The sequence below is a fragment of the Pseudomonas sp. PAMC 26793 genome (genome assembly GCF_000313235.1).
GTDB classification, from domain to species: Bacteria; Pseudomonadota; Gammaproteobacteria; order Pseudomonadales; family Pseudomonadaceae; genus Aquipseudomonas; species Aquipseudomonas yamanorum.
This window is the reverse complement of record NZ_AMXG01000023.1, coordinates 519,182-540,430: the sequence shown is the minus strand read 5'-3', so window position 1 is coordinate 540,430 and position 21,249 is coordinate 519,182. Positions and strand designations below refer to the sequence as shown.

Sequence of the window (21,249 nt, the reverse complement as noted above, 5' to 3'; positions counted from 1 at the left end):
CAAGGAGAAAGGAATGAACGCACCTGTCGTGATCGTCGGCACGGGTTTGGCCGGTTACAACCTGGCTCGGGAGTTTCGCAAACTCGATAGCGAAACCCCGCTGTTGCTGATCACCGCAGATGACGGGCGCTCCTACTCCAAGCCCATGCTCTCCACCGGCTTTGGCAAGAACAAGGAAGCCGACGGCCTGAGCATGGCTGAACCGGGCGCCATGGCCGAGCAATTGAAGGCCGAAGTGCGTACCCACACCCGCATCAGCGGCATAGACCCGGGCCACAAGCGCCTGTGGATCGGTGAGGAAGCGGTGATCTACCGCGACCTGATCTTGGCCTGGGGCGCAGAAACCGTGCGGGTGCCGGTACAGGGCGACGCCGCCGAGCTGATTTTCCCGATCAACGACCTTGAAGACTACGCACGCTTTCGTGCGGCGGCGGCCGGTAAGCGCCGGGTGCTGCTGCTGGGCGCCGGGCTGATCGGCTGCGAGTTCGCCAACGACCTGATCCTCGGGGGCTACGAGATCGACCTGGTGGCGCCGTGCGAGCAAGTCATGCCGACCCTGCTGCACCCGGCAGCCGCCGCAGCGGTGCAGGCCGGCCTCGAAGGCCTGGGGGCGCGTTTCCACTTGGGCCCGGTGCTCAATCGCCTGCAGCGCAACGCTGACGGCCTGGAAGCCCACCTGTCTGATGGCGAAGTGATCCAGTGCGACCTGGTGGTGTCTGCCATCGGCCTGCGCCCGCGTGTCGACCTGGCCGCGGCCGCCGGGTTGCAGATCAATCGCGGGATCATGGTGGACCGCCACCTCAAGACGTCCCACGCCAACATCTATGCCCTGGGCGACTGCGCCGAGGTCGATGGCCTGAACCTGCTGTACGTAATGCCCCTGATGAACTGCGCCCGCGCCCTGGCGCAGACGCTGGCGGGCAACGCGACCGCTGTCAGCTACGGGCCGATGCCCGTCACAGTAAAAACCCCGGTCTGCCCGCTGGTCGTCTCGCCACCGCCCCGGGGTACCGAAGGCGTGTGGAGCGTCGAAGGGCAGGGCGGCGACATCAAGGCCCTGTGCCGCGACGCCAGCGGCCGCCTGCTGGGTTACGCCCTGACCGGCACAGCCGTGATGGAGAAACTGGCCCTTAACAAAGAACTTCCGCCGCTGCTGGCGTAAATGCTGGTCGTTCTGTCGGAATAAGCATCATTTTGACCGTAGAAAGGTCGCCGTGAGACTGGCGCAGGCCCCGATGGCATGCCATCCTCACTCCCGTCTGCCGCAGAGTAGAGCCTGCGGCGCCTTGGGCGCTGCTCCAAAAGAGAGCAGCACGGACATAACAACAAAAAACCGTCAAAGAGGCTTCACTTATGCGTAAACCAGAACTCGCAGCCGCTATTGCTGAAAAAGCAGACCTGACCAAAGAACAGGCCAACCGCGTACTCAACGCCGTACTCGAAGAAATCACCGGCGCGCTGCATCGCAAGGACAGCGTCACCCTGGTGGGCTTCGGCACCTTCCTGCAGCGCCACCGCGGCGCCCGCACCGGCAAAAACCCGCAAACCGGCGAGCCGGTGAAAATCAAGGCGAGCAACACCGTTGCGTTCAAGCCAGGCAAGTCGCTTAAAGACAGCGTCAATCCGTAAGTAAAGAAGCCTGCGCTACGCACATGCGAGTGTGAGCGCGGGATAAAAAATGGGCACGCCGACTGGGTCGGGTGCCCATTTTTTGTTGGGGGCTGGTACGTATGCCAGATTAAGCCAGTTCGCCTAAACGCGTTTTTAGAGCGTCGACTTGCTCCTCCACTGCCTTGATGACATCAGCACTGCCTCCCCACATATCAAGAAACCCCAAGTCTTCATTGGTTGGGTCAATCATTTGCGTCAGTATTGAAATCGCGCGCTGGATCAGGGGCTTCAGTTCTGCCAAATGCTCCGCTGGCCATATATAGGGGTTGCCTAGGGTTTGTAATAGATAACAGGCAGCCCTAAAGGCGTCATAACGTTCTTCAGTGGGATCAAACTGGTTAATTTCGTTGATCAGGACTGCGAAATTCTGTTGTTTCCAAAATTCTTGAAACCAGTCGGCGGCTTCATCGTTTTCCCAAGGATTGTAATTCCAGGCGCCCATTTTTTACTTCTCAGAAAACTTTCCCGCCGGTGACCGGCACGGATTTATTTAATTTACCTGATGATGATTGGTCTAAATAAATCTGCCCATTTTATAGTTCTCAGGCCTAGTGCTCACCCTATAAGGATTGCACTTTATAATACTATGGGGATGTACGAAATAATTTTGTCGGCGATGAACTCAGCAGTCCAGTCATGTTGGAAGATATAGTCGACAGCATCCGGATCTAAAACACTATTTGCCAATAAGTCTATGTTCGCACTTGCCTCTTCTTCAGTTCCTTCGTTGTGCTGGATTTTCAATATAAGCTTTATTAATTCGTGGCGAGACATAGGCAAATCCTAATAAGTGATTTTCTCTGCCTAGTACATCCAATTGAGTTTATAGGAGTAGGAGGGCAGATGGGTGTGCGGTAATTAAACGGCCGTCCCCTCTTAATGTGTCTTTTTCCTGCGCCTTGCTTAAGCATCTTGAAGAAGTGAAATAAATCGTGAGGTGAATTCCTTTCCCTCATAATCTTCAAGGTTTTCAATATTGAAAATGGCGCCCTTTTGAGTTGTAAGCTTTAACAGTCGACGCTTCAATATTTTATTGATCTGACTTTCAGGTTCTGCAGATATGCTGGTAAGTGCTTTTTTCGCACGGACCGCCACGTCTTTGAAGAAAATGTGTTCAGGCTCGATGGGGGGGATTACATTTTCCAGGTTGCAGTTTTCAAAGGTTACATAATCGAGTTTGCAAAGTTCAAAGTCGGCAGAAAGTGGGGTGTTGGGTTGGTCTGATATGAAATTAACTTCCTGGAGTTTTCCAGCGAATTTAATAGTGGATATGTTTTTTGCATTAAATGAATTGTCAATAATTTTGCACTGAGAGAACGTACAGTTGACGAAGGTGCAGTCCCTCAAGGACGCTTCTCGAAAGTCGCACTTCACAAACGTGCAGTTCTCAAATTTGCTATTGCTGAACCCTGATCCTTGAAAGTTTGTGTTTTTGAACGAGCAATGGGTCAAGGATGTTTTATTGAAGAATCGCGAGCCGGAAAAGTCAGCTTTCTCAAAGTCGCAATTTTCCACAAAGCATTGATCAAAAATCGGATCGCAGAGTTTCGCGTCTTTTAATTTGCAACCGCTGATCAGCTCGTTTTCAAAACGCGTTTTTTTAGGTAAAACGAGTCCGTCCTGCGAAACGCTGGAAAGTAATTTTGATGAAATTTTGTCACTCACCATAATATTCCTTCATAACCATTGCCCCAACCCTAAGGGTAAATGGTCTTCGTCTTCGTAAAGCTGCCGGGCGAAATCCTCTGCGCCGTCGGCCTCCATCGAGGCGGGTTTCTTTTCAGCAAGAGCCATCTCCACGCCGCAAAAAACGTGACAGTCAGTCAGCTGACTCATGTCCGATCTCTTAAAGCGTGCTTTGACATTGCGCTTAAGCTCTTGGCTCAGATCCTATAATAGTTCTCCAATTACATTAGGTTGATGGGATGGAACCCCAAAAAAGAGTGATCGAAATCCAACGCCAGCAACTTCTCTTTGTAGGCTTCACAAATGACGATGTTGAACGCTCCCCCCCAGCCCACCAAACGAAAGACCTCGGCAGTCTCAGGGATTTTTTTGGCGATCAGTACCGGATCGAAGAAAAAACGTCCTCTTGGATTTTGCCATTCCTTGACCACGTGCTCTTCCGGCCAGGCTTCGTATTTGGATAAGGCCCAATCGACGCAGTCGACATGATTGTAGGCATGCAAGAGTCGGTAACGTGCTTTTTGGCTTTCATGGGCGATGCGTAAATATTGCACACGCTCGGCCGCCAGGTTATCCAGCCCTTTAATAGACTCATCGAATACAAAGAAATCCGCTCCGATTGTGTTGACTGGGGCGGTTATACCGTCGACAAGAATTTCATAATGCAGCGGTTTCAAATTGCACGGTCCTCGGCTATTGGAAAGCGCTATGTCATCGACCTCCTCCCCCTTGTAAATGAGCTCTCCAAGATTGACGTACCCCTCCCATTTCTCACTGCTGACATTCGGATTGAGCTTGAAATAGTTCATTAATCAACCATCCTCAAAATTTTGTTAAGAGTGGATGTGGGGTCTAGTGCTTCCTTTTTAAGCTCTGCGAGCTCCGCTTTAAACTGATCCGATCCTTTTCTGCTAGCAGCTTTCAAACGTTTATAAATCTCTGCGTGCATTTTTTCAGGGTGCGGGCCTTTGTGTCCAGGCACATCAACTTTGTTCAACGGGTCATTGAGGACATCTCTGCGGGACTTGCCATTTTTGAACTTGCCCAACCCGTTTTTCTCAAACAGGACGCGAAATTTAGCAGTCCATTTAGAGTGTTTATTGGTGGCAATGTGATGTGTCGGCGCGCAAGCCGAAAGCCCCCAAGGATCAACCCAGCCTGTCGGGTTTACCGCGTACTGATATAGATTGATCCCCCCAGCCAACCCAATCGGATCCGGCGTTGTAAACCGCCCGACAGCCGGATCGTAAAACCTGAACGTATTGAAGTGCAGCCCCGTCTCCCGATCCAGGTATTGCCCCTGAAATCGCAGGTTCTGCTCTTCAATGTAGGACGGTTCACGCACCTCTTCCGAGGTGTTACCCCATACCCGATAGCTCGCGCGCCAAACATCACGACCGTCATCCTCAGTTAGCTGCTCCGGTAGGCCACTGAGGTCGTTGTGGTAATAGCGGATTTTTTGCAGCGGCCCCATACCGTCGACACGCGCAAGGGGTTCGTAACCCTCGTCCTCATAAATATAGAGGCTGGTTTGACTGTGTTTATGTTCCTGCAGAAGGCGTAATCCGTCCCAGGTGAAGCGTGTCACCCCCAGTGGATAGCCATCGTTGTCATGCTCTGTTTTTTCAGTGCGACGGCCCAATGGGTCGTAGGTCATCCTGACCACATTACCGTTTTCATTGCGCACTTCAACCAGTCGGCTTTCTGCGTCGTAGGCAAACCGTTGCAAGCCTCGAGCAGAACTACGCTTTTCGATCATTCGACCAAAAGCATCGTATTTATAGCGTTTGTCTTGGTAGGTGAGCAGCCTGTTATGCCTTACCAAGCCACCCTGTCGTGGGCCGTCGAGCAGGTTGGCTGCCGCGTCATAACCAAAGGTTTCGGTCTGGCCTACTTGGTGGCTGACGAGAATACGTTCGGTACTGTCGTAACCCAACTGCTCTTGACGATCATGAACACGGTCAACACGCCGACGCCCGATCAGGTTATCGCTGGGATCGTAGCTGTAGTCAGTCTCAACCAACGGCGGCAACTGCCACGGTTGGTCAATACTGCGGCGCTGGCGCGAGCGAACCCTTCCACTGCGGTCATACGCGGTGTTCGTTCTGAGTTGACCTTGAGTGCGCTGCACTTCGCGATGCAAACGATCACGCTCGAAGTCGCTGATGACCTTTCCATCGAGATTCAACTGATGCAGGTGACCGCTGCCGTAGTAGAGGCGGTTCAGCCATCGACCGTCGGGCAACTGGGTCTGAATCAGGTTCCCCAATTCGTCGTAGTGATGCTGCAAGGAGCCCGCTGTGCTTTGCTCCTGCAGCAGTTGCCCCAGCGCGTCGTAGCTGAAACCCAGTCGCTGCTGTCGACCGTCAATCGCGGTGAACGTGACGCCGACCAGTTGGTCGTTCAGATCATGTTCGTAAACGGTGGTGCCGTCCGCGGTGACTTTGCTGACCAGGCGTCCAACCGGATCTCGCTGAAATTGGTGTAACAGCGGCGCTACCGGTTCGCCTTCCGTCCCCGGCAGGAAGTCCACGGCGACGACATCATCCAGCGGATCATAGGTGTAGCAGCGCTGACTCTGGTCGAGGTCTTGCTGCCGCACCATGCGGTCGCATGCATCCCACTCAAAGCGATAGCTTTCGCCGTTCTCATTGGTCAGCCTGCGCAATCGGCCATAGGCGTCATGGTCGAACATGACCGTGCGGTTGTGCGCATCCCAGCGTTGTTTGACCAGGCCACGCAAGTCATAGGCATAGCGCGTGGTGCTGCCGGCCGGGTCGACATGGGCCGTCAAGTAACCGCTGGCGCTGCGCTGGAACTGTTCCACGCGGCCATCCGGGAGCTGGCATTCCAGCAATAGCCCCTGAGGACCGTACCGGTAGCGAACCGACTCACCTTCCGCATTGGTCTGCACCACCAGATTGCCAAAGGCATCGTATTGATAACGGGTGGGATAACCCGAGCAATCCACCGCTTCGACCAGTTGGCTCCATTCGTTCCAATGCAGCGTTTTGGTTTTTTCCGTGGCATCGATGATGCGCACTGGTTGACCGAACCCGTCATAGACATAGCGTGTGCTATTGCCCAGCGGGTCGATTTCCTCAATGCAGTTGCCTCGCTGGTCATAGCGATAGTGCCAACTGTTGCCCGCCGGGTCGGTTTCTACTTGGGGCAATGCCCAATGTGCCAGCCACTGCGTGCCGCTGGTTCTGGACAGCGGGTCGATCACCGCGCTCAGGTTGCCGGACTCATCGTAATTGAAGCGCCACTGACCGTTTTGCGGGTCAGTCGCGCCGAGCAACTGGCGGTCTTCGCTCCACTCGAACTGCCACGTATGGCCCAGGTTGTCGACGTAGCGAGTGATCTGGTACTGCGGGTTCCACTCTCGTGTGCTGACGCGCATCAGGCCATCGGTCACGCGGGTAATGCCGGCATCGAGATCGTAGTCGAAGGTGTATTCATCGCCTGCATCTGTCCAGTGACGACTGACGCGCCATTCCGCGCCGCCTGGCCCAGGTACTTCAGCCCATTGGTAGAAGCAGCGCAAACCGCTCGGCAATTGGTGCTCGGCCATGCGCCTGCCGCTGTCGTAGGCAAAGCGTCGAAGGGTTGTACCTTGTGCGTCCAAGACCTCGGAAAGATCGCCATTGCTGTCATAGCGATAACTGACGAGTACGTCGCTGCGCGCATCGAAATGTTCCTGGCGCAGATAACGCCGTTCGATGTGGCTCACGCGGCGTGGGTGTTCAGCCGAGTAGCTCAGTTCGACGTGCATCAAGTCATGGGTGTCGCGCAGGCGATACAGCCGCCCCTGAGTGTCGTAGTCGAGAAAGATCCGCCCTTCATTGCGATCACCCAGCAGCTGCAGACGCATCCGCGCGCTGTTCAGCGGGTCGGGTTCGAACAGGCGATACAGGCCGTCGATGCTCTCGATCAATACCGCGCCGTGGACACTACGCCTGACCGCAAGGCCTTCGCCCGGGTCGAATGCTCCGCCGGACAAGGGGATGTAACCGATCTCCAGGCGGCGCCCTTGCTCATCGATGTAGAACAGGTTTTCGTCGGCCTCTATCTCGATCGACACTTCATACGCAACGCTCCAGCCGGCGCCAAAGAGGCCATCGCGACGTGTATCGAGACTGTTGTAGAAACGTTGCCAATCAATCGGAAGCAGGCCCGGCAGTACAAAGTCCAGCTCCTCCTCTTCGCCCAGGACCTTGGCCCCCGTCGCACTGTGCACCGGATTGGGCGAGCCGTTCATGGCACTCTTGAGGGCGGACGTGACCTTGGCTGTTCCATAAGAGATCGCCCCCCCCACCAGCGCACTTCCGAGCATGCACGGCAGCTTGGTCCAGAAACACTTCACGTTACCCCGCAACGCCATCACCACCGCAATTGCCAAACCCACGCCCGGCGTCTTGCCGCTGCGAATCTCTTGCACCACGATGGTCCCGCCACCGATGCGCACATCCGGCGAGATCAGGCCCGGGGCTGTGCCGATTTTGGCGTCGCACGTGCTGCGATCGCCACTGCGCGCCGCAGGCTGGCCATTGATGAACACCGAGCTGGAACCCTCGGCAATGAATTGCAAGGGCATGGGCGGGTGCTTGTTGCACCCCACGGTGTCCAGCGGGCAAGGCTCGGTACCGGGGGCGGGGGAGGCGACGGTCGGGCGCCACATCTGTGAGAAAAACTCCCCGGCCATGTCCAGGAAGCTGGGGGCTGGCGGTTCGCTGGGTGCGACCGGAACCGCAGTCATCTTGCCAGCGGCGCGGGCAGCTTTTTTGCCATTGATGAAGACGTTGTCCGAACCGCTGGTGATGAAGGCATCAATCACCGGCGGGAACACCCAGTTGGCGGCGGACTCGCACCAACTGGATATTTTCAGGTCGGCCCCTGTGAGCCCTGCGGTGATCCCAACGACTGCCCCCACTACCAAGACCAATGCAACGCCGCCTGTGGCGATGGTCGCACCGGTCGCGAGGAAAACCGCCCCTGCAACGGCCAGGCAGCCCACAGTAGTGAGTGCGGCATAGGCGGCCACTTCCAGCACGCCGCCGAGAATATCGGCCATCACCGAGGTGTGCAGCAGCGCGTCGCCTTCGCGGGCAGCCCAGAGGTCTTCACTCATTGTTCAGACTCTGCTCAGGGGGTGACGGCAAAGTTGAGCGTGTTCTTGAGCGTTGCCCAATGTGCCGCCTCGGCAGGCCCCAGGGGCTGGGTCTTGACGTAGCTCAAGGCGATCAGGTTGCGTGTGCCGGGTATCTGCATTGCCAACTGATATTGGTAAATATTGTCGCTGCCTTTGTTGAAACGGTTCTGGACTTCAAAGGCGTCGATGTCCTGCGCTGGCCCCACCTTGATGGCTTGCGCCGGCGAATAACGAAGGTCCTTGACCTGCTGTTCGAGCTTTTTCAGCTGGCCCTCGAAGTTGTTTTGCAAGGTCTCGCCATCTGCCAAGGGGCTGCGACTCACCACCAGGGTGGTGCCCAGCTTGGCGAACTTGAGAATGTTGATCGAGGTGTCCTGCACCTCTGCATCGGGCAGGGTGAATTGGGCTTCGTTGATCAGGTAATTCATGGTGGATAAATCTCGTTATTGACCAGCGCCGGGCTTGCCGGGGAATTTTGATTCGACGGCGGACTTGATCGTGCTTTGCACGCCTTGGGCACCGGGCACCGTGCCCTTGTCACTGCCCAGGTTGATATCCAGTTTGCCCTTCGTCTGGATTTTGCTGCTGCCGGTGGAAAACAGGTTGAACGAGCCACAGGTCAGGTTGATGTCTCCACCGGCCTTGAGCTCAATCACACTGGCGCCGCACACCAGGCGAATACTGTCGCCAGCCTCGACGGTGTAGGTCGTGGCGGCACTGTCAGACTTGGCCCCGCCCACAATCACGGTGTCGTTGTTGCGCACGACCCGCAGGCGGTTTGAGCCAATCGTCACCGTCTCGTTATGCCCAATACTCTTGTTCCGGTCATGCCCCACCGAATGACTTTCATCCACCTCCACCACGATGTCCTGATTACGCTCGGCATGGATGTACAACTGCTCCAACCCCTTCTTGTCCTCCATGCGGATTTCATTGAAGTTGGCCGGCGTGCCGCCTTTGCTGGAGCGGCTTTTCATCCCGCTTTGGGTGGCGTTTTCCGGCAAGTCGTAAGGCACCGTCTGCTCGGCGTTGTACACCCGCCCGGTGATGATCGGCCGGTCGGGATCACCTTCCAGGAAGCTCACAATCACTTCCTGGCCGATCCGTGGAATCTGCATCGAGCCCCAGTTTTTTCCGGCCCAGGACTGCGACACGCGAATCCAGCACGAGCTGTTTTCGTTGGACTGGTCGTGGCGGTCCCAATAGAAATGCACCTTTACCCGGCCATATTGGTCGGTCCAGATTTCTTCGCCCTTGGGGCCCACCACCAGCGCCGTTTGCGGGCCTTTGACGATGGGCCGGTAGGTGTTGGCCAGCGGGCGGAAACTCTGTTGCGCGTCGATGCAGGTGAGGGTGCTTTCGAACTGGGCCGAAGGCGCGCCACCGCCGCTTTCGAGGCTTTCCTGGGAGATGTAGTAGCGGGCGCCGACGATCAGGTATTCGCGGTTCTGGTCGCGGCGGCTGAAGCCGGTGAGGCTGAACAGGTGGCCTGAGCCCAGGCCCCGTGCGTTGCCGCTGAACTCCACTTGTTCGTGCAGGGTTTGCAAGGCTTCGATGCGGGTGCGGGCGTAGTGTTCGCCGTCTTCGCTTTTGACGTAGGTGCCGGGGTAGTCGTACAGCGGGTAGTCGCCGGCGGTGTGCGGGCGCGGCATGGCCGAGCGTACGTCGATGCTGGCGCTGGGACGCTGGAAGTCGTAGTCGTTGAGCTCAAGGGAGCCGGGCTGTACTTCCTGTGCCAGGTGCCAGTTGTGCATATGGTCGCGTTCGCGCTGCTGCTCGTCCTTGGGGTAGTAGGGCACCGAGGCGTAGCCGGGCACGTTGGCGTGGGCTCCGTAGGCATCGGCCAGCACCAGCACGTGGCGGTCCTGTTCGTGGCGGAAGAAGTAGTAGATGCCTTCCTGTTCCATCAGGCGACTGACGAAATCGAAGCTGGTCTCGCGGTACTGCACGCAGTATTCCCACTCGCGGTACGGCCGGCTCAGAGCGTCTTCGAAGTCGGAAAAGCCCAGGTCGCGGAACACCTGCTTGATGATCTGCGGGATGCTCAGGTTCTGGAAAATCCTGCAGTCGGAGGTGCGGCTCAGCAGCCACAACCACGGGCGCAGGGTCACCTGGTAACTGGCGAACTGGCCCTGGTCGATGTTCTGGCTGCAGCGGGCGACGATGCCGTGGAAGTGCCGCTCGCCCCCGTCCGCCAGTTGCAGGTTCAGGCTCATGGGCTTGCCCAGCAACTGGTTGAGGTCGATGTTGGCGTCCAGCGAGGTCAGCTGCAATTCGAAATTGAACAGTCGCCCCAGCTCTTCGCCGCCACCCATTTCATTGAGCAGCAGCACATCCGGCCCCAGTGGGCTGGTGATCTTGGCCAGGCGTGACGATTGGTTGAATAACATCGGTTAACCCGTAAATTGCGTAATAACTGTAGGAACCGGCTCCAAATGTGGGAGCGGGCTTGCTCGCGAACGCGGTGAATCAGTCACCGGATGCATCAACTGATACACCGCGTTCGCGAGCAAGCCCGCTCCCACAGTTTTGATCGCATTCCGTCAGGTCAATCGTTGAAGTCGTAGTGCAATTCGTTATCCCGCGTGCTGATCCGCACCCCCGCCAGCGCCTTGCCTTCGAGCATGCGGGTGAGGAATTCGCGGCTCATGTCCGGCAGCAGGCTGTTGGTGAGGATGGTGTCGATCATCCGTCCGCCGCTTTCGGTTTCGGTGCAGCGGGACACGATCAGGTCGACCACGTCGTCGTCGTAATCGAAGGCGACTTTGTGGGTGTTCTCCACGCGCTTCTTGATGCGGTTGAGTTGCAGGCGGGTGATTGCCTTGAGCATCTCGTCGCTGAGCGGGTAGTACGGAATGGTCACCAGACGGCCGAGCAGTGCCGGCGGGAAAATCTCCAGCAACGGCTGGCGCAGGGCCTTGGCGATTTCCTCGGGTTCGGGGATGTTCGCCGGGTCTTTGCAGACCTGGGAAATCAGCTCGGTACCGGCGTTGGTGGTCAGCAGGATCAAGGTGTTCTTGAAGTCGATCACCCGGCCTTCGCCGTCTTCCATCACGCCTTTGTCGAACACCTGGAAGAAGATTTCATGCACGTCCGGGTGGGCTTTTTCCACCTCGTCCAGCAGCACCACGCTGTAGGGTTTGCGCCGCACGGCTTCGGTCAGTACGCCGCCTTCGCCGTAGCCGATGTAGCCCGGTGGCGCGCCCTTGAGAGTGGACACGGTGTGGGCTTCCTGGAACTCGCTCATGTTGATGGTGATCACGTTCTGCTCACCGCCGTACATGGCCTCGGCCAGGGCCAGGGCGGTTTCGGTCTTGCCCACGCCGGAGGTGCCGGCGAGCATGAACACGCCAATCGGCTTGCTCGGGTTGTCGAGGCCGGCGCGGGAGGTCTGGATGCGCTTGGCGATCATCTGCAACGCGTGGTCCTGGCCGATGATGCGTTTCTTCAGGTGCTGGTCGAGGTTGAGCACCGTCTCCAGTTCGTTGCGGGCCATGCGGCCCACCGGGATGCCGGTCCAGTCGGCGACCACTGAGGCCACGGCCTGGTAATCCACGGTCGGCAGGATCAGCGGGGTTTCGCCTTGCAGTGTGGAGAGGCGCTGTTGCAGGTCGACCAGTTTTGCACGTAGTTCGTCGCTCTCGTGGTTACCCGCATCACTGTCCACTACACCGGCTTTTTCACGCAGGGTTGCACGGGTGGCGAGCAACTCATCCACCAGGGTTTTCTCTTCGGCCCAACGGCTTTCCAGGGTGGCCAGGCGCTCGCGTTCGGCGCTCAGCAGCGCTTCGCTGTTGGTCTGGCGCGCGCCGATGGCGATGCCGATCGCATGCTCGCGGGCGATGATTTGCAGCTCGGTTTCCAGCGCCTCGATTCGACGGCGGCTGTCGTCGACTTCCGCCGGTACTGCGTGCAGGCTGATGGCGACGCGGGCGCAGGCGGTGTCCAGCAGGCTCACGGATTTGTCCGGCAACTGGCGCGCCGGAATGTAGCGGTGGGACAGCTTCACCGACGCTTCCAGCGCTTCGTCGAGGATCTGTACCTGGTGGTGTTTTTCCATGGTCGAGGCCACGCCGCGCATCATCAGCAACGCCTTGTCTTCCGACGGCTCGGCCACTTGCACCACCTGGAAACGGCGGGTCAGGGCCGGGTCCTTTTCGATGTGCTTCTTGTACTCGGCCCAGGTGGTGGCGGCCACGGTACGCAAGGTGCCACGGGCGAGTGCGGGTTTAAGCAGGTTGGCCGCGTCACCGGTCCCGGCGGCGCCACCGGCACCTACCAGGGTGTGGGCTTCGTCGATAAACAGGATGATCGGTTTCGGCGAAGCCTGGACGTCTTCGATGACCTGGCGCAGGCGCTGTTCGAACTCGCCTTTCATGCTCGCGCCGGCTTGCAGCAGGCCCACATCCAGGCTGCGCAGCTCCACGTCTTTCAGCGCTGGCGGTACGTCGCCAGCGACGATGCGCAGGGCGAAGCCTTCGACCACGGCGGTCTTGCCGACACCGGCTTCACCGGTAAGGATCGGGTTGTTCTGGCGGCGACGCATGAGGATGTCCACCAGTTGGCGGATCTCTTCGTCACGCCCGACGATCGGGTCGAGCTTGCCGCTGCGGGCCTGTTCGGTCAGGTCGACGGTGAAGCGCTTGAGGGCTTCCTGCTTGCCCATCGCGCTCGGGGCCATGGCACCGCTGGCTTCGCCGGGCACTGCCCCGGCATTGAAACCGTCGCTGGCGCTCAGTGCATTTTCGGGCGAGTCGCCGACGTATTCGTCAAAGCGTTCGCTCAGAGCTTCGGCCTTGATCTTGTCGAATTCACCGGACAACCCCAACAGCGCATTGCGCAGGCTTGGCGTCTTGAGAATCCCCAGCACCAGGTAGCCGGTGCGCACCTGGCTTTCGCCAAACATCAGGCTTCCGTAGACCCAGCCACGCTCAACCGCTTCCTCCACATGGGATGACAGGTCGGTGATCGACGTCGAGCCACGGGGCAGGCGGTCCAGGGCTTCAGTCAGGTCACGGGCCAAGCGTGCCGGCTCGACGTTGAACTGCCGGATGATGCGGTGCAGGTCCGAGTCCTGCAGTTGCAGCAACTGGTGAAACCAGTGGGCCAGTTCCACATACGGGTTGCCCCGCAGCTTGCAGAACACGGTGGCGGCTTCGATGGCCTTGTAGGCCACGCTGTTGAGTTTGCCGAACAGTGCGGCGCGACTGATTTCACCCATGCTCTGGATTCCTTGAGGTGTTGGCGTGTTCGGCGTAATGCCGGGCCAGGATTAGGTCGTTGGCGTCATGCTCGGGTTGGCCGAGCCAGGTGTTGAAGCCCAGGCGGAACTGGCCGTTGAGTTGCAGGGCCGGCACTTCCGGTTGTTGCAGGATCAGGTTCAGGTCCCAGTCCAGTTCGTGGCCCAGGTACTCGGCGACCCACGCCACCAGCTCGTTGAACGGCTGGCTGCCGGGCAGCATGCCCATGTAGTCATCGAGCTTCAGCGGGCCCAGGCGGATGCGGAATTTATGCTGGCGGTCCCACACATGGCTGCCCAGGCAAAAGTCCACGCCCAGCTGGTTGGCGCTGACACTCACGCGGCTGCGTTCGGGCAGTTCCAGCCATTGGCCGACGTATTCTTCGATCTCCACCGGCAGGCCGAAGTACTCACCGAGAATCGCCTTCAGGCCATCCGGGTAGCGGGTTTGCGCCGACAGGTGGCCGCTGTAATGCAGCTTCGCCGTGTCGGGGATCAGGCCCTGGTTGAGCAGGCTCGGAGTACCGCGACCGCTCAGTGCCGCGAGGCGCGCTGACCAGTAGTCATCGTCCGGGCGGTCATGGCTGACGGTAGGCCGCGCCTCGGCCCAGGCCCGATAAAACAGGGTCAGCAGGCGGTGGTGGAACACATCCAGAAAGCGCTTGCTGGTGCTGTCGGCATTGTTGCGCTGGCGCTCACGCACGTACTCGGTTATGTGCAGAGGCAGCGGGCCGTTGGGGCCGCCGAGGCCGAAGAAGAACTGCTCCAGCCGTGCCGGCTGGCCTTCAGCCCCAGGTTCGACCGAGGCCAATGTGGCCGGCGCAAAGGTGCAATCGGCCTGCTGACCGAGACGCAGCGGGTCATCCGCCAGGCGCAGGGAATGCCCCAGGCGTGGCAGCTCCGGGGATTCGCACTCGATACGACGCAGCGCCTGGAAGAAGTCATATTCCCAGGGCTCCTGATGCATCGCATCCAGGGTACTCACAGGGTCGGACGGCGTCCGGGCTTGGCTTTCCATCGCATGATCTCGCCGCGTTCGGTGGTACGGATCACCGTCTCGGTAAAACTGTTGATCGACACGTAGCGTGCCAGGAACCGTTCAAACACCGCACCGAGCAGAAACACGCCGGTGCCGCGGAACGCGTTTTCATCAAATTCCAGAGTGATCTCAAGGCCCCGGCCAAACACGATCGGGCCGGGCATTGGCAGGCGGCGGGTCACCGCTTTGCTGCTGACTTCCCGCAAGCCTTCGATCTGCAATTGCAGGGCGGCGTCGTTGCTGTCGCCATACAGGCGCAGCAGTTCGCGCAGGGCGGCGGCGCCCTGGCCTTGCTCGCTCAGCGACAGGTAGTTCAACGACAACTGGCTGATCAGGCGCCAGGCCTTGGCGTCATGGGCATGGCTGGCGCGCGGGCGGCTTGGCCCGGCGACGCAACGCACGGCCAAGACCGGCGCACTGTCGGCCAGGGTGAAGTCGGTCTTGCCGTTGCCCACGCTCATGAACAACGGCAAATCGCGGTTGGTGCACAGCGCGGTAACGCCCAGTTGGCGTAGGTCATGGCGGTACGGCGCTTGCTGGGTGTCCACCAGGCTGACGAAGGTTTCGCTGCCCACATAGGTGGAGCGTGGTCCGTTGCGGCGCTGCTCGCTGGACAACACGCGGGGTTCGCGGCGCACTGTGTAATAAGCCTGGTCACGGCCATAGCGCGACGGATCGCGCACGGCGTAGAACGGCAAGAACGGCTGCTCCGGTCCGGTGCCGTGGCCCGTGATGCCGCTCAAGGAGTGAATCTCGAAGTCCATCGGTCGCGTGCGGTCGGCGATCACATGGTGTTCGTTGACCCGCTCGGACAAGTGAATCCGGTCCACCCGCTTGGGAAACAGGTTGATTGCCGGGGTGCAGAACGGCACGAATTGCGCCTTGCCGACGCTGCCTTCCAGGCTCGGATCGTGGCGGTCGAACAGCACGATCAGTTCCAGCTCCTGGCCGTCACAGCGCTTGACGGCGCGGCTTAGCTCAGCGAATTCAACGAACAGAAAACGGTGGGGCAGGGCGAAGTATTCCTGAAGCAAGCGATAGCCCTGGAATGCCCGAGGCACCACCGGCATTGCCGCATCGGCGTCGTCGAAACCCCGGGAGCGCAAGGCGTCCGCCGGCAGGCGTTCAACCCAATCACCGCCGGGCTTGCGCGCGAACACCGCGCAGGCATTGCCCAGCAGTTGTTCGTAAAGGCGGAACGGTTGTTCGTCGGCACCGCTGAGGTACAGCGGCAAATTATCCAGGGCGAGGCTGTTGAACGGCAGCTCGGCGCCGGTACGCAAGGTCAGGCGCAGGCCGGCCTTGGCCTTGGGTTCGCTGGCAGCCAAACGCCCGAGCACCGCGGACGGGTTGCCGAAGTACTCGGCCTGGGCGACCTGCAACGGCCACAGCGTCACCGGGTGCGCGGTGCGGTATTCGCAGCAGGTCTGGGTTTCGCGGCCCAAGGCGGCGCGCAATACGGTGTCGCGGGGCAGTGGAAAACCACTGGCCAGGGAGCCTTCATCGGGATCGGCCTGCAACTGCACCACGGTCATCGACGGGGTCGGCGCCAGGTAGTGCGGGTAGGCGATCTCCAGCAGGTTGTGGGTGAAGGTCGGGTACTCGGCGTCGAGTTTGAGCTGGACCCGGGCCGTGAGGTACGCAAAGCCTTCGAGCAACCGTTCGACATACGGGTCGGCGCAGTCCATGCCGGACAGGGTCAGCCGACTGGCGATCTTCGGGTATTCCTTGGCGAACTCGGCGGCGCTTTCGCGCACGTGGTGCAGTTCCTGGTTATATAGCTCCAGCAGGCGCGGGTTCATGGGCGTCTCCGCTGGTCGGCGTTGACCACACGCACATGGCCGGTTTCCAGGTCCAGGTCGGTTTGCAGCAACAGGCGCAACGGCACCGGCTGCGCCCACAGGTCGCCTTCGATCTCGAAACTCAGGGCGTTATGGTTCATCTCACCGTGGCCGACGCGCGCCTTGACCCGCAGGGTATGACGCAGGATGCGCGGTTCGAAGGTGGCGATAGCTTGTCGAATCAAGGCTTCCAGGGCACTGACGTCGACACTGGAGACACTGTTGCCCGCCAGGGCCGGCAGCCCGTAATTGACCACCGACGTACCGGCCGGCGTGTGCAGGGTTGCATCGGCGTTGAGCAGTGAAGTGGTGTTGAGCAGCCACGTCAGGTCACGCAGCACCGAGGCTTTCAATTGGCTCAGGGACAGCACGCGTTTGTCGGCGCTTTCCTTGGGATTGGTCGGGTCATCGTCGGTCAACCGGTCCAGCAGGGACGGTTGCAGGCGATCGCGGGAAGCAATTTCAGTTACCACCAAAGCAGCTCCACGGACGGGTTGCGAGAGGAACAGGGGGCTTGCAGCCGCCACCTGGGGCGGCGGCTACAGGGGCAATCAGCGTTTGGTGTTGGAGCGAATGTTCCAGCCAAACTTGATCGCGCCGCCGTCTTTGGTGCCATCGGCTTTCTGTGGCTGGTAGTCCACCATCACCTGGGCAAAGTTCAGGGTCACGTTTTCGGTCAGGCGATCATCGCTGCCCGAACCGCCGGTGCTCAGGGAGGTGACCAGTACTTCTTCCAGGTTGATGATCATGTACTCGACCTGGCTTTCACCGCCGGCCTTGCGCACGGTCAGCGTGACCTTGTCGATGTGCTTGCCGCTGGCGCAGTGCATCATCAGGTTGGGCGAGGCCTTGTCGACGTACTTGGTCAGCGACAGGTCCTGGATGTTCACCTTGCCCGCGCCGCCGCCACCGCCCACGTGCATGTTGCCGGACTGGGCCATGCCCCAGCTCCAGTTCAATACGTCGATTTCGTCCTTGTGGGCCTTGTCCATGGACTCGCCCTTGATGTCGCCGATCTTGATGAAAATATCAACAGCCATGTTTTCTCCCTGTGTGGTCTCAGCCACAGAATTTGTTAACGCTGATCGTTCCCACGCTCTGCGTGGTAACGCATCTTGTGACGCTCCGCGTCACTGGGACGCGGAGCGTCCCGAGCGACATTCCCACGCGAAGCGTGGGAACGAGCGACGGTGTTACGCGCCTTTTGCCGAAGGCAGTTTCGATACCAGGCGCAGCGACACGGTCAGCCCTTCAAGCTGATAGTGCGGGCGCAGGTAGAACCGGGAGTTGTAGTACCCCGGGTTGCCTTCAACGTCTTCCACGATCACTTCGGCAGCGGCCAATGGGTGCTGGGCCTTGGTGGTTTCGGTGGAGTGCGCCGGGTCGCCGTCCACGTAGTTGAGGATCCAGTCCTGCAACCAGCGCTGCATCTCGTCCTTCTCTTTGAAGGAACCGATCTTGTCGCGCACGATGCACTTCAAGTAGTGAGCGAAACGGCAGGTGGCGAACAGGTACGGCAGGCGCGCGGCCAGGTTGGCGTTGGCGGTGGCGTCCGGGTCATCGTATTCGGCCGGTTTCTGCAACGACTGGGCGCCGATGAAGGCAGCAAAGTCGGTGTTTTTCTTGTGCAGCAGCGGCATGAAACCGTTCTTCGCCAGTTCCGCTTCGCGGCGGTCGCTGATGGCGATTTCGGTCGGGCATTTCATGTCCACACCGCCGTCATCCGTCGGGAAGGTGTGGGCCGGCAGGTTCTCGACTTCACCGCCAGACTCCACGCCACGGATGCGCGAGCACCAGCCGAAGTGCTTGAACGAACGGTTGATGTTCACCGCCATCGCGTAGGCCGCGTTGGCCCAGGTGTACTTGGAGCTGTCGGCACCGTCGGTGTTTTCTTCGAAGGCGAAGGCTTCCACCGGGTCGGTCTTGGCGCCGTACGGCAGGCGCGCCAGGAAGCGCGGCATGGTCAGGCCGATGTAGCGCGAGTCTTCCGATTCACGCAGGGAGCGCCAGCCGGCGTATTCCGGGGTGGTGAAGATCTTGGTCAGGTCGCGCGGGTTCGACAGTTCCTGCCACGAGCCCATGCCCATTACGGTCGGCGAAGCAGCGGCAATGAACGGTGCGTGCATCGCGGCGCAGACTTTCGACAGCTCCCCCAGCAGTTCCACGTCGGGAGGCGACTGGTCAAAGTAGTAGTCGCCCACCAGGCAACCGTACGGTTCGCCGCCGAACTGGCCGTATTCTTCTTCGTACATCTTCTTGAAGATCGGGCTCTGGTCCCACGCGGTGCCCTTGAATTTCTTCAGGGTCTTGTGCAGGTCCGGCTTGGAGATGTTGAGCACGCGAATCTTCAGTTGCTCATCGCTCTCGGTGTTGTTCACCAGATAGTGCAGGCCACGCCAGGCGCTTTCCAGTTGCTGGAAATCCTGGTGATGGATGATCTGGTTGACCTGGGCGGTGAGCTTGGCGTCGATGGCGGCGATGATCGATTCGATCGACTTGATCGCGTCGTTGGACACCAGGTCGGTCTGGGCCAGTGCCTGCTCGGCCAGGGTGCGCACGGCGGTTTCCACGGCTTCGCGAGCACGCTCGGTCTTGGGTTTGAATTCTTGCAGCAGCAGCGACGCGAACTCGCTGGTTTCTTCGGTAGCGCCCAGGTTCTGGGCGCCTTCGCGGGCGGTATTCTCGGTCATGATTACTGGTCCCCTGCCGGCTTCGGCGCGCTCGCAAGGGCCTGCAGCAATGCCGGGTCCTTGATCGCTTTCATGATGATTTCTTCAGCGCCGGTCTTGCCGTCCATGTAGGTCAGCAGGTTGGCCAGCTGCGTGCGGGCTTCGAGCAGCTTGTTCAGCGAGTCGACCTTGCGTGCCACGGCAGCGGGGCTGAAGTCGTCCATGCTTTCGAAGGTGATGTCCAGGCTCAGGTTGCCTTCGCCGGTCAGCTCGTTGGGCACGTGGAACGCGACGCGTGGCTGCATGGCCTTGAGGCGCGAGTCGAAGTTGTCGACGTCCACTTCAAGAAACTTGCGGTCGGCCACAGGCGCCAGAGGTTCCGCGGGCTTGCCGGCGAGGTCGGCCATCACGCCCATGACGAAGGGCAGCTGGACCTTTTTCTCGGCGCCGTAGAGCTCGACGTCGTACTCGATCTGCACCCGAGGCGCACGGTTGCGCGCGATGAATTTCTGAGAACTTTGCTTCGCCACGTTGCTGCTCCTGGTCGCTTGAGCGACGGTGTTGTAACTGCGCGATCCGTACGCTTATTCGCTGTCCGGCCCGCGCAGATTTTCAAATTGGGACATGCCGTCGGGAATCAGGTTGCGCACGATGGCCGCAAAGTCGGCGTGCACCAGATTCTTCGCTCGGTTCAACAGCACCGGCAGCGGGCTCGAAGGCTCGTGCCGGGTGTAGTACGCAAGGATTTTGTCGAGGCTGCGCAGCACTTCATCGCGGCTTGCGATGTCGCCGGTCGGGCGTGCTGCAACGGGCGCGGCGGCGTATTCAACCGAGGGGGCATTGTCGTCACTGACAACCTCGGGCTCGCTGGCGGCGCCGCTGTGTGGGGCGTATTGGTTGAGTATCTGCACGGCCTGCTTGAGCAGTTGCTTCAAGGGGCCGAGGTCCACGCCCTGGGCGGAACCGACCTGGTCGCTGACGTATTGTTCGATGGCATCACAGGCGGTGCGGGCGGTGTTCAGCGCGTCGCGAGTGGCTTGCAGTTGCTCGGCATCGCTGTCGAGAAACGCGCCGTTGAGCTGTTCGGCGCCGAGGCTTTCGCCGGGGAAACTCTGCAGCCCGCTGGCATTCAGCGCAGCGCGCAGGCTGACGGGGCCAAAGGTGCGCGAACGGGTGAGAATGGCTTCGCGCAGCAGGCGGATGTTCGCGTCGCTGGCCACGCCGCTGAGGGCGTTGATGCGCACGGTGGGGTCGTTGTCTTCATCGGCATCCAGGCGCGGATGCAGGTCGGCCCAGTATTCGCGCAGCAGCGCGTTGATCAGCGTGAGCGCGTCGGCAAGCCCCGCGATGCCTTGGAGGGCGAGGGCGCTTTGCAACAGGAAATGGGTGATGCGCAGGTCTTTGCTGCGTTGCAGGAGGTCGAGGCTTTGCTGCTGGATGCTGCGCCATTCCGGAGGTTCGGCAGGCAGGATCGAGTCGCCCATGCTGCGCTCGGGTTGACCCTGTGCGGCACGCTCAAGATGCAAATAATCGGCGTCATATTCCAAGTCTTCGCCACAAGGCGAAGTCGCGGAAACGGCGGCGAGCAGCAGAGGCACATCCACTAAATTCGATCTCCCTATCAGCCCGTTAGATAACGGGCAACTCATGCATTAGTTGCGCGAGGAACTTTGCATGTTTTCTTGGTCATATTTAGCGCTTTGATATCGTGCTGATTTCAAAGTGCCATCACTGGTGTTCAAGAAGTTGTGCATTTTTGGTGTAGTACTTATGCCTTGTCAAGGTAAGCTATTCGCCCTCTATGACAGATGTGCGGTGCTTAACATCTTGCGCGACTGATCAGTCGAAGCAGGTGCCGAGGCAGGATTTTTGTCATACAGGCCGGTTAAGATCAGCAATTACGCGGGTTGAAGCAGGCTTTCAAGGTTTTGGAAGGATCTGTCGTGGATCCC

The 21,249-nt window shown here is 59.4% G+C and carries 18 protein-coding genes; 2 read left to right on the top strand and 16 right to left on the bottom strand.

What is annotated here, in order from left to right; genetic code table 11:
• The first annotated feature begins 13 nt into the window (after nucleotides 1–13).
• Together D109_RS0109895 and D109_RS0109890 are read left to right on the top strand one after the other, a co-directional pair.
• Nucleotides 14–1,162, top strand: a complete 1,149-nt coding sequence (locus D109_RS0109895; RefSeq protein ID WP_017476745.1) for an NAD(P)/FAD-dependent oxidoreductase — start codon at nucleotides 14–16, stop codon at nucleotides 1,160–1,162.
• A gap of 191 nt (nucleotides 1,163–1,353) precedes the next feature.
• Entirely contained in the window at nucleotides 1,354–1,629 is a 276-nt protein-coding gene (locus tag D109_RS0109890; RefSeq protein WP_003213368.1) for an HU family DNA-binding protein, read from the top strand.
• A gap of 109 nt (nucleotides 1,630–1,738) precedes the next feature.
• On the opposite strand, the gene D109_RS0109885 is transcribed toward D109_RS0109890, so the two are convergent.
• From D109_RS0109885 to tssA, 16 genes are all read right to left on the bottom strand, one after another.
• Nucleotides 1,739–2,113: a DUF4259 domain-containing protein gene (locus D109_RS0109885; RefSeq protein ID WP_017476744.1), complete on the bottom strand. Its 375-nt coding sequence runs from the start codon at nucleotides 2,111–2,113 to the stop codon at nucleotides 1,739–1,741.
• A 134-nt stretch (nucleotides 2,114–2,247) separates the two neighbouring features.
• Entirely contained in the window at nucleotides 2,248–2,445 is a 198-nt protein-coding gene (locus tag D109_RS0109880; protein WP_017476743.1) for a hypothetical protein, read from the bottom strand.
• A 129-nt stretch (nucleotides 2,446–2,574) separates the two neighbouring features.
• Nucleotides 2,575–3,336, bottom strand: coding sequence for a pentapeptide repeat-containing protein (locus tag D109_RS0109875; protein ID WP_177325504.1), 762 nt, complete (start codon nucleotides 3,334–3,336; stop codon nucleotides 2,575–2,577).
• Nucleotides 3,337–3,348: 12 nt separating this feature from the next.
• Nucleotides 3,349–3,507: a hypothetical protein gene (locus D109_RS1000000134555; protein ID WP_017476741.1), complete on the bottom strand. Its 159-nt coding sequence runs from the start codon at nucleotides 3,505–3,507 to the stop codon at nucleotides 3,349–3,351.
• A 71-nt stretch (nucleotides 3,508–3,578) separates the two neighbouring features.
• A complete protein-coding gene (locus D109_RS1000000134870; RefSeq protein WP_017476740.1) occupies nucleotides 3,579–4,166 on the bottom strand; it encodes a hypothetical protein in 588 nt (195 codons plus the stop codon).
• On the bottom strand, nucleotides 4,166–8,488 hold the full coding sequence (locus tag D109_RS0109860; RefSeq protein WP_017476739.1) for an RHS repeat-associated core domain-containing protein: 4,323 nt from the start codon (nucleotides 8,486–8,488) through the stop codon (nucleotides 4,166–4,168). Before D109_RS0109860 ends, D109_RS1000000134870 begins: the two co-directional genes overlap by 1 nt.
• Before the next feature lie 14 nt (nucleotides 8,489–8,502).
• The gene (locus D109_RS0109855) at nucleotides 8,503–8,937 is read right to left on the bottom strand and encodes a DcrB-related protein (RefSeq protein WP_017476738.1); all 435 of its coding nucleotides are present in this window, start codon (nucleotides 8,935–8,937) and stop codon (nucleotides 8,503–8,505) included.
• A 15-nt stretch (nucleotides 8,938–8,952) separates the two neighbouring features.
• Entirely contained in the window at nucleotides 8,953–10,899 is a 1,947-nt protein-coding gene (locus D109_RS0109850; RefSeq protein ID WP_017476737.1) for a type VI secretion system Vgr family protein, read from the bottom strand.
• Between the two features lie 158 nt (nucleotides 10,900–11,057).
• Complete coding sequence (gene tssH / locus D109_RS0109845; RefSeq protein ID WP_017476736.1) at nucleotides 11,058–13,730, bottom strand: type VI secretion system ATPase TssH; 2,673 nt, start codon at nucleotides 13,728–13,730, stop codon at nucleotides 11,058–11,060.
• Nucleotides 13,723–14,766: a type VI secretion system baseplate subunit TssG gene (gene tssG / locus D109_RS0109840; protein ID WP_026077865.1), complete on the bottom strand. Its 1,044-nt coding sequence runs from the start codon at nucleotides 14,764–14,766 to the stop codon at nucleotides 13,723–13,725. The genes tssH and tssG overlap by 8 nt, the downstream gene beginning before the upstream one ends.
• Nucleotides 14,730–16,589: a type VI secretion system baseplate subunit TssF gene (tssF, locus tag D109_RS0109835; protein ID WP_017476734.1), complete on the bottom strand. Its 1,860-nt coding sequence runs from the start codon at nucleotides 16,587–16,589 to the stop codon at nucleotides 14,730–14,732. Before tssF ends, tssG begins: the two co-directional genes overlap by 37 nt.
• A complete protein-coding gene (gene tssE, locus D109_RS0109830; RefSeq protein WP_026077864.1) occupies nucleotides 16,586–17,101 on the bottom strand; it encodes a type VI secretion system baseplate subunit TssE in 516 nt (171 codons plus the stop codon). The genes tssF and tssE overlap by 4 nt, the downstream gene beginning before the upstream one ends.
• 78 nt (nucleotides 17,102–17,179) lie before the next feature.
• A complete protein-coding gene (locus D109_RS0109825) occupies nucleotides 17,180–17,668 on the bottom strand; it encodes a type VI secretion system tube protein Hcp (protein ID WP_003213345.1) in 489 nt (162 codons plus the stop codon).
• Nucleotides 17,669–17,821: 153 nt separating this feature from the next.
• On the bottom strand, nucleotides 17,822–19,318 hold the full coding sequence (gene tssC, locus D109_RS0109820) for a type VI secretion system contractile sheath large subunit (protein WP_017476732.1): 1,497 nt from the start codon (nucleotides 19,316–19,318) through the stop codon (nucleotides 17,822–17,824).
• A gap of 2 nt (nucleotides 19,319–19,320) precedes the next feature.
• Complete coding sequence (tssB, locus tag D109_RS0109815; RefSeq protein ID WP_010168268.1) at nucleotides 19,321–19,827, bottom strand: type VI secretion system contractile sheath small subunit; 507 nt, start codon at nucleotides 19,825–19,827, stop codon at nucleotides 19,321–19,323.
• Between the two features lie 54 nt (nucleotides 19,828–19,881).
• Nucleotides 19,882–20,901: a type VI secretion system protein TssA gene (tssA, locus tag D109_RS0109810; protein ID WP_017476731.1), complete on the bottom strand. Its 1,020-nt coding sequence runs from the start codon at nucleotides 20,899–20,901 to the stop codon at nucleotides 19,882–19,884.
• Between the last annotated feature and the right edge of the window lie 348 nt (nucleotides 20,902–21,249).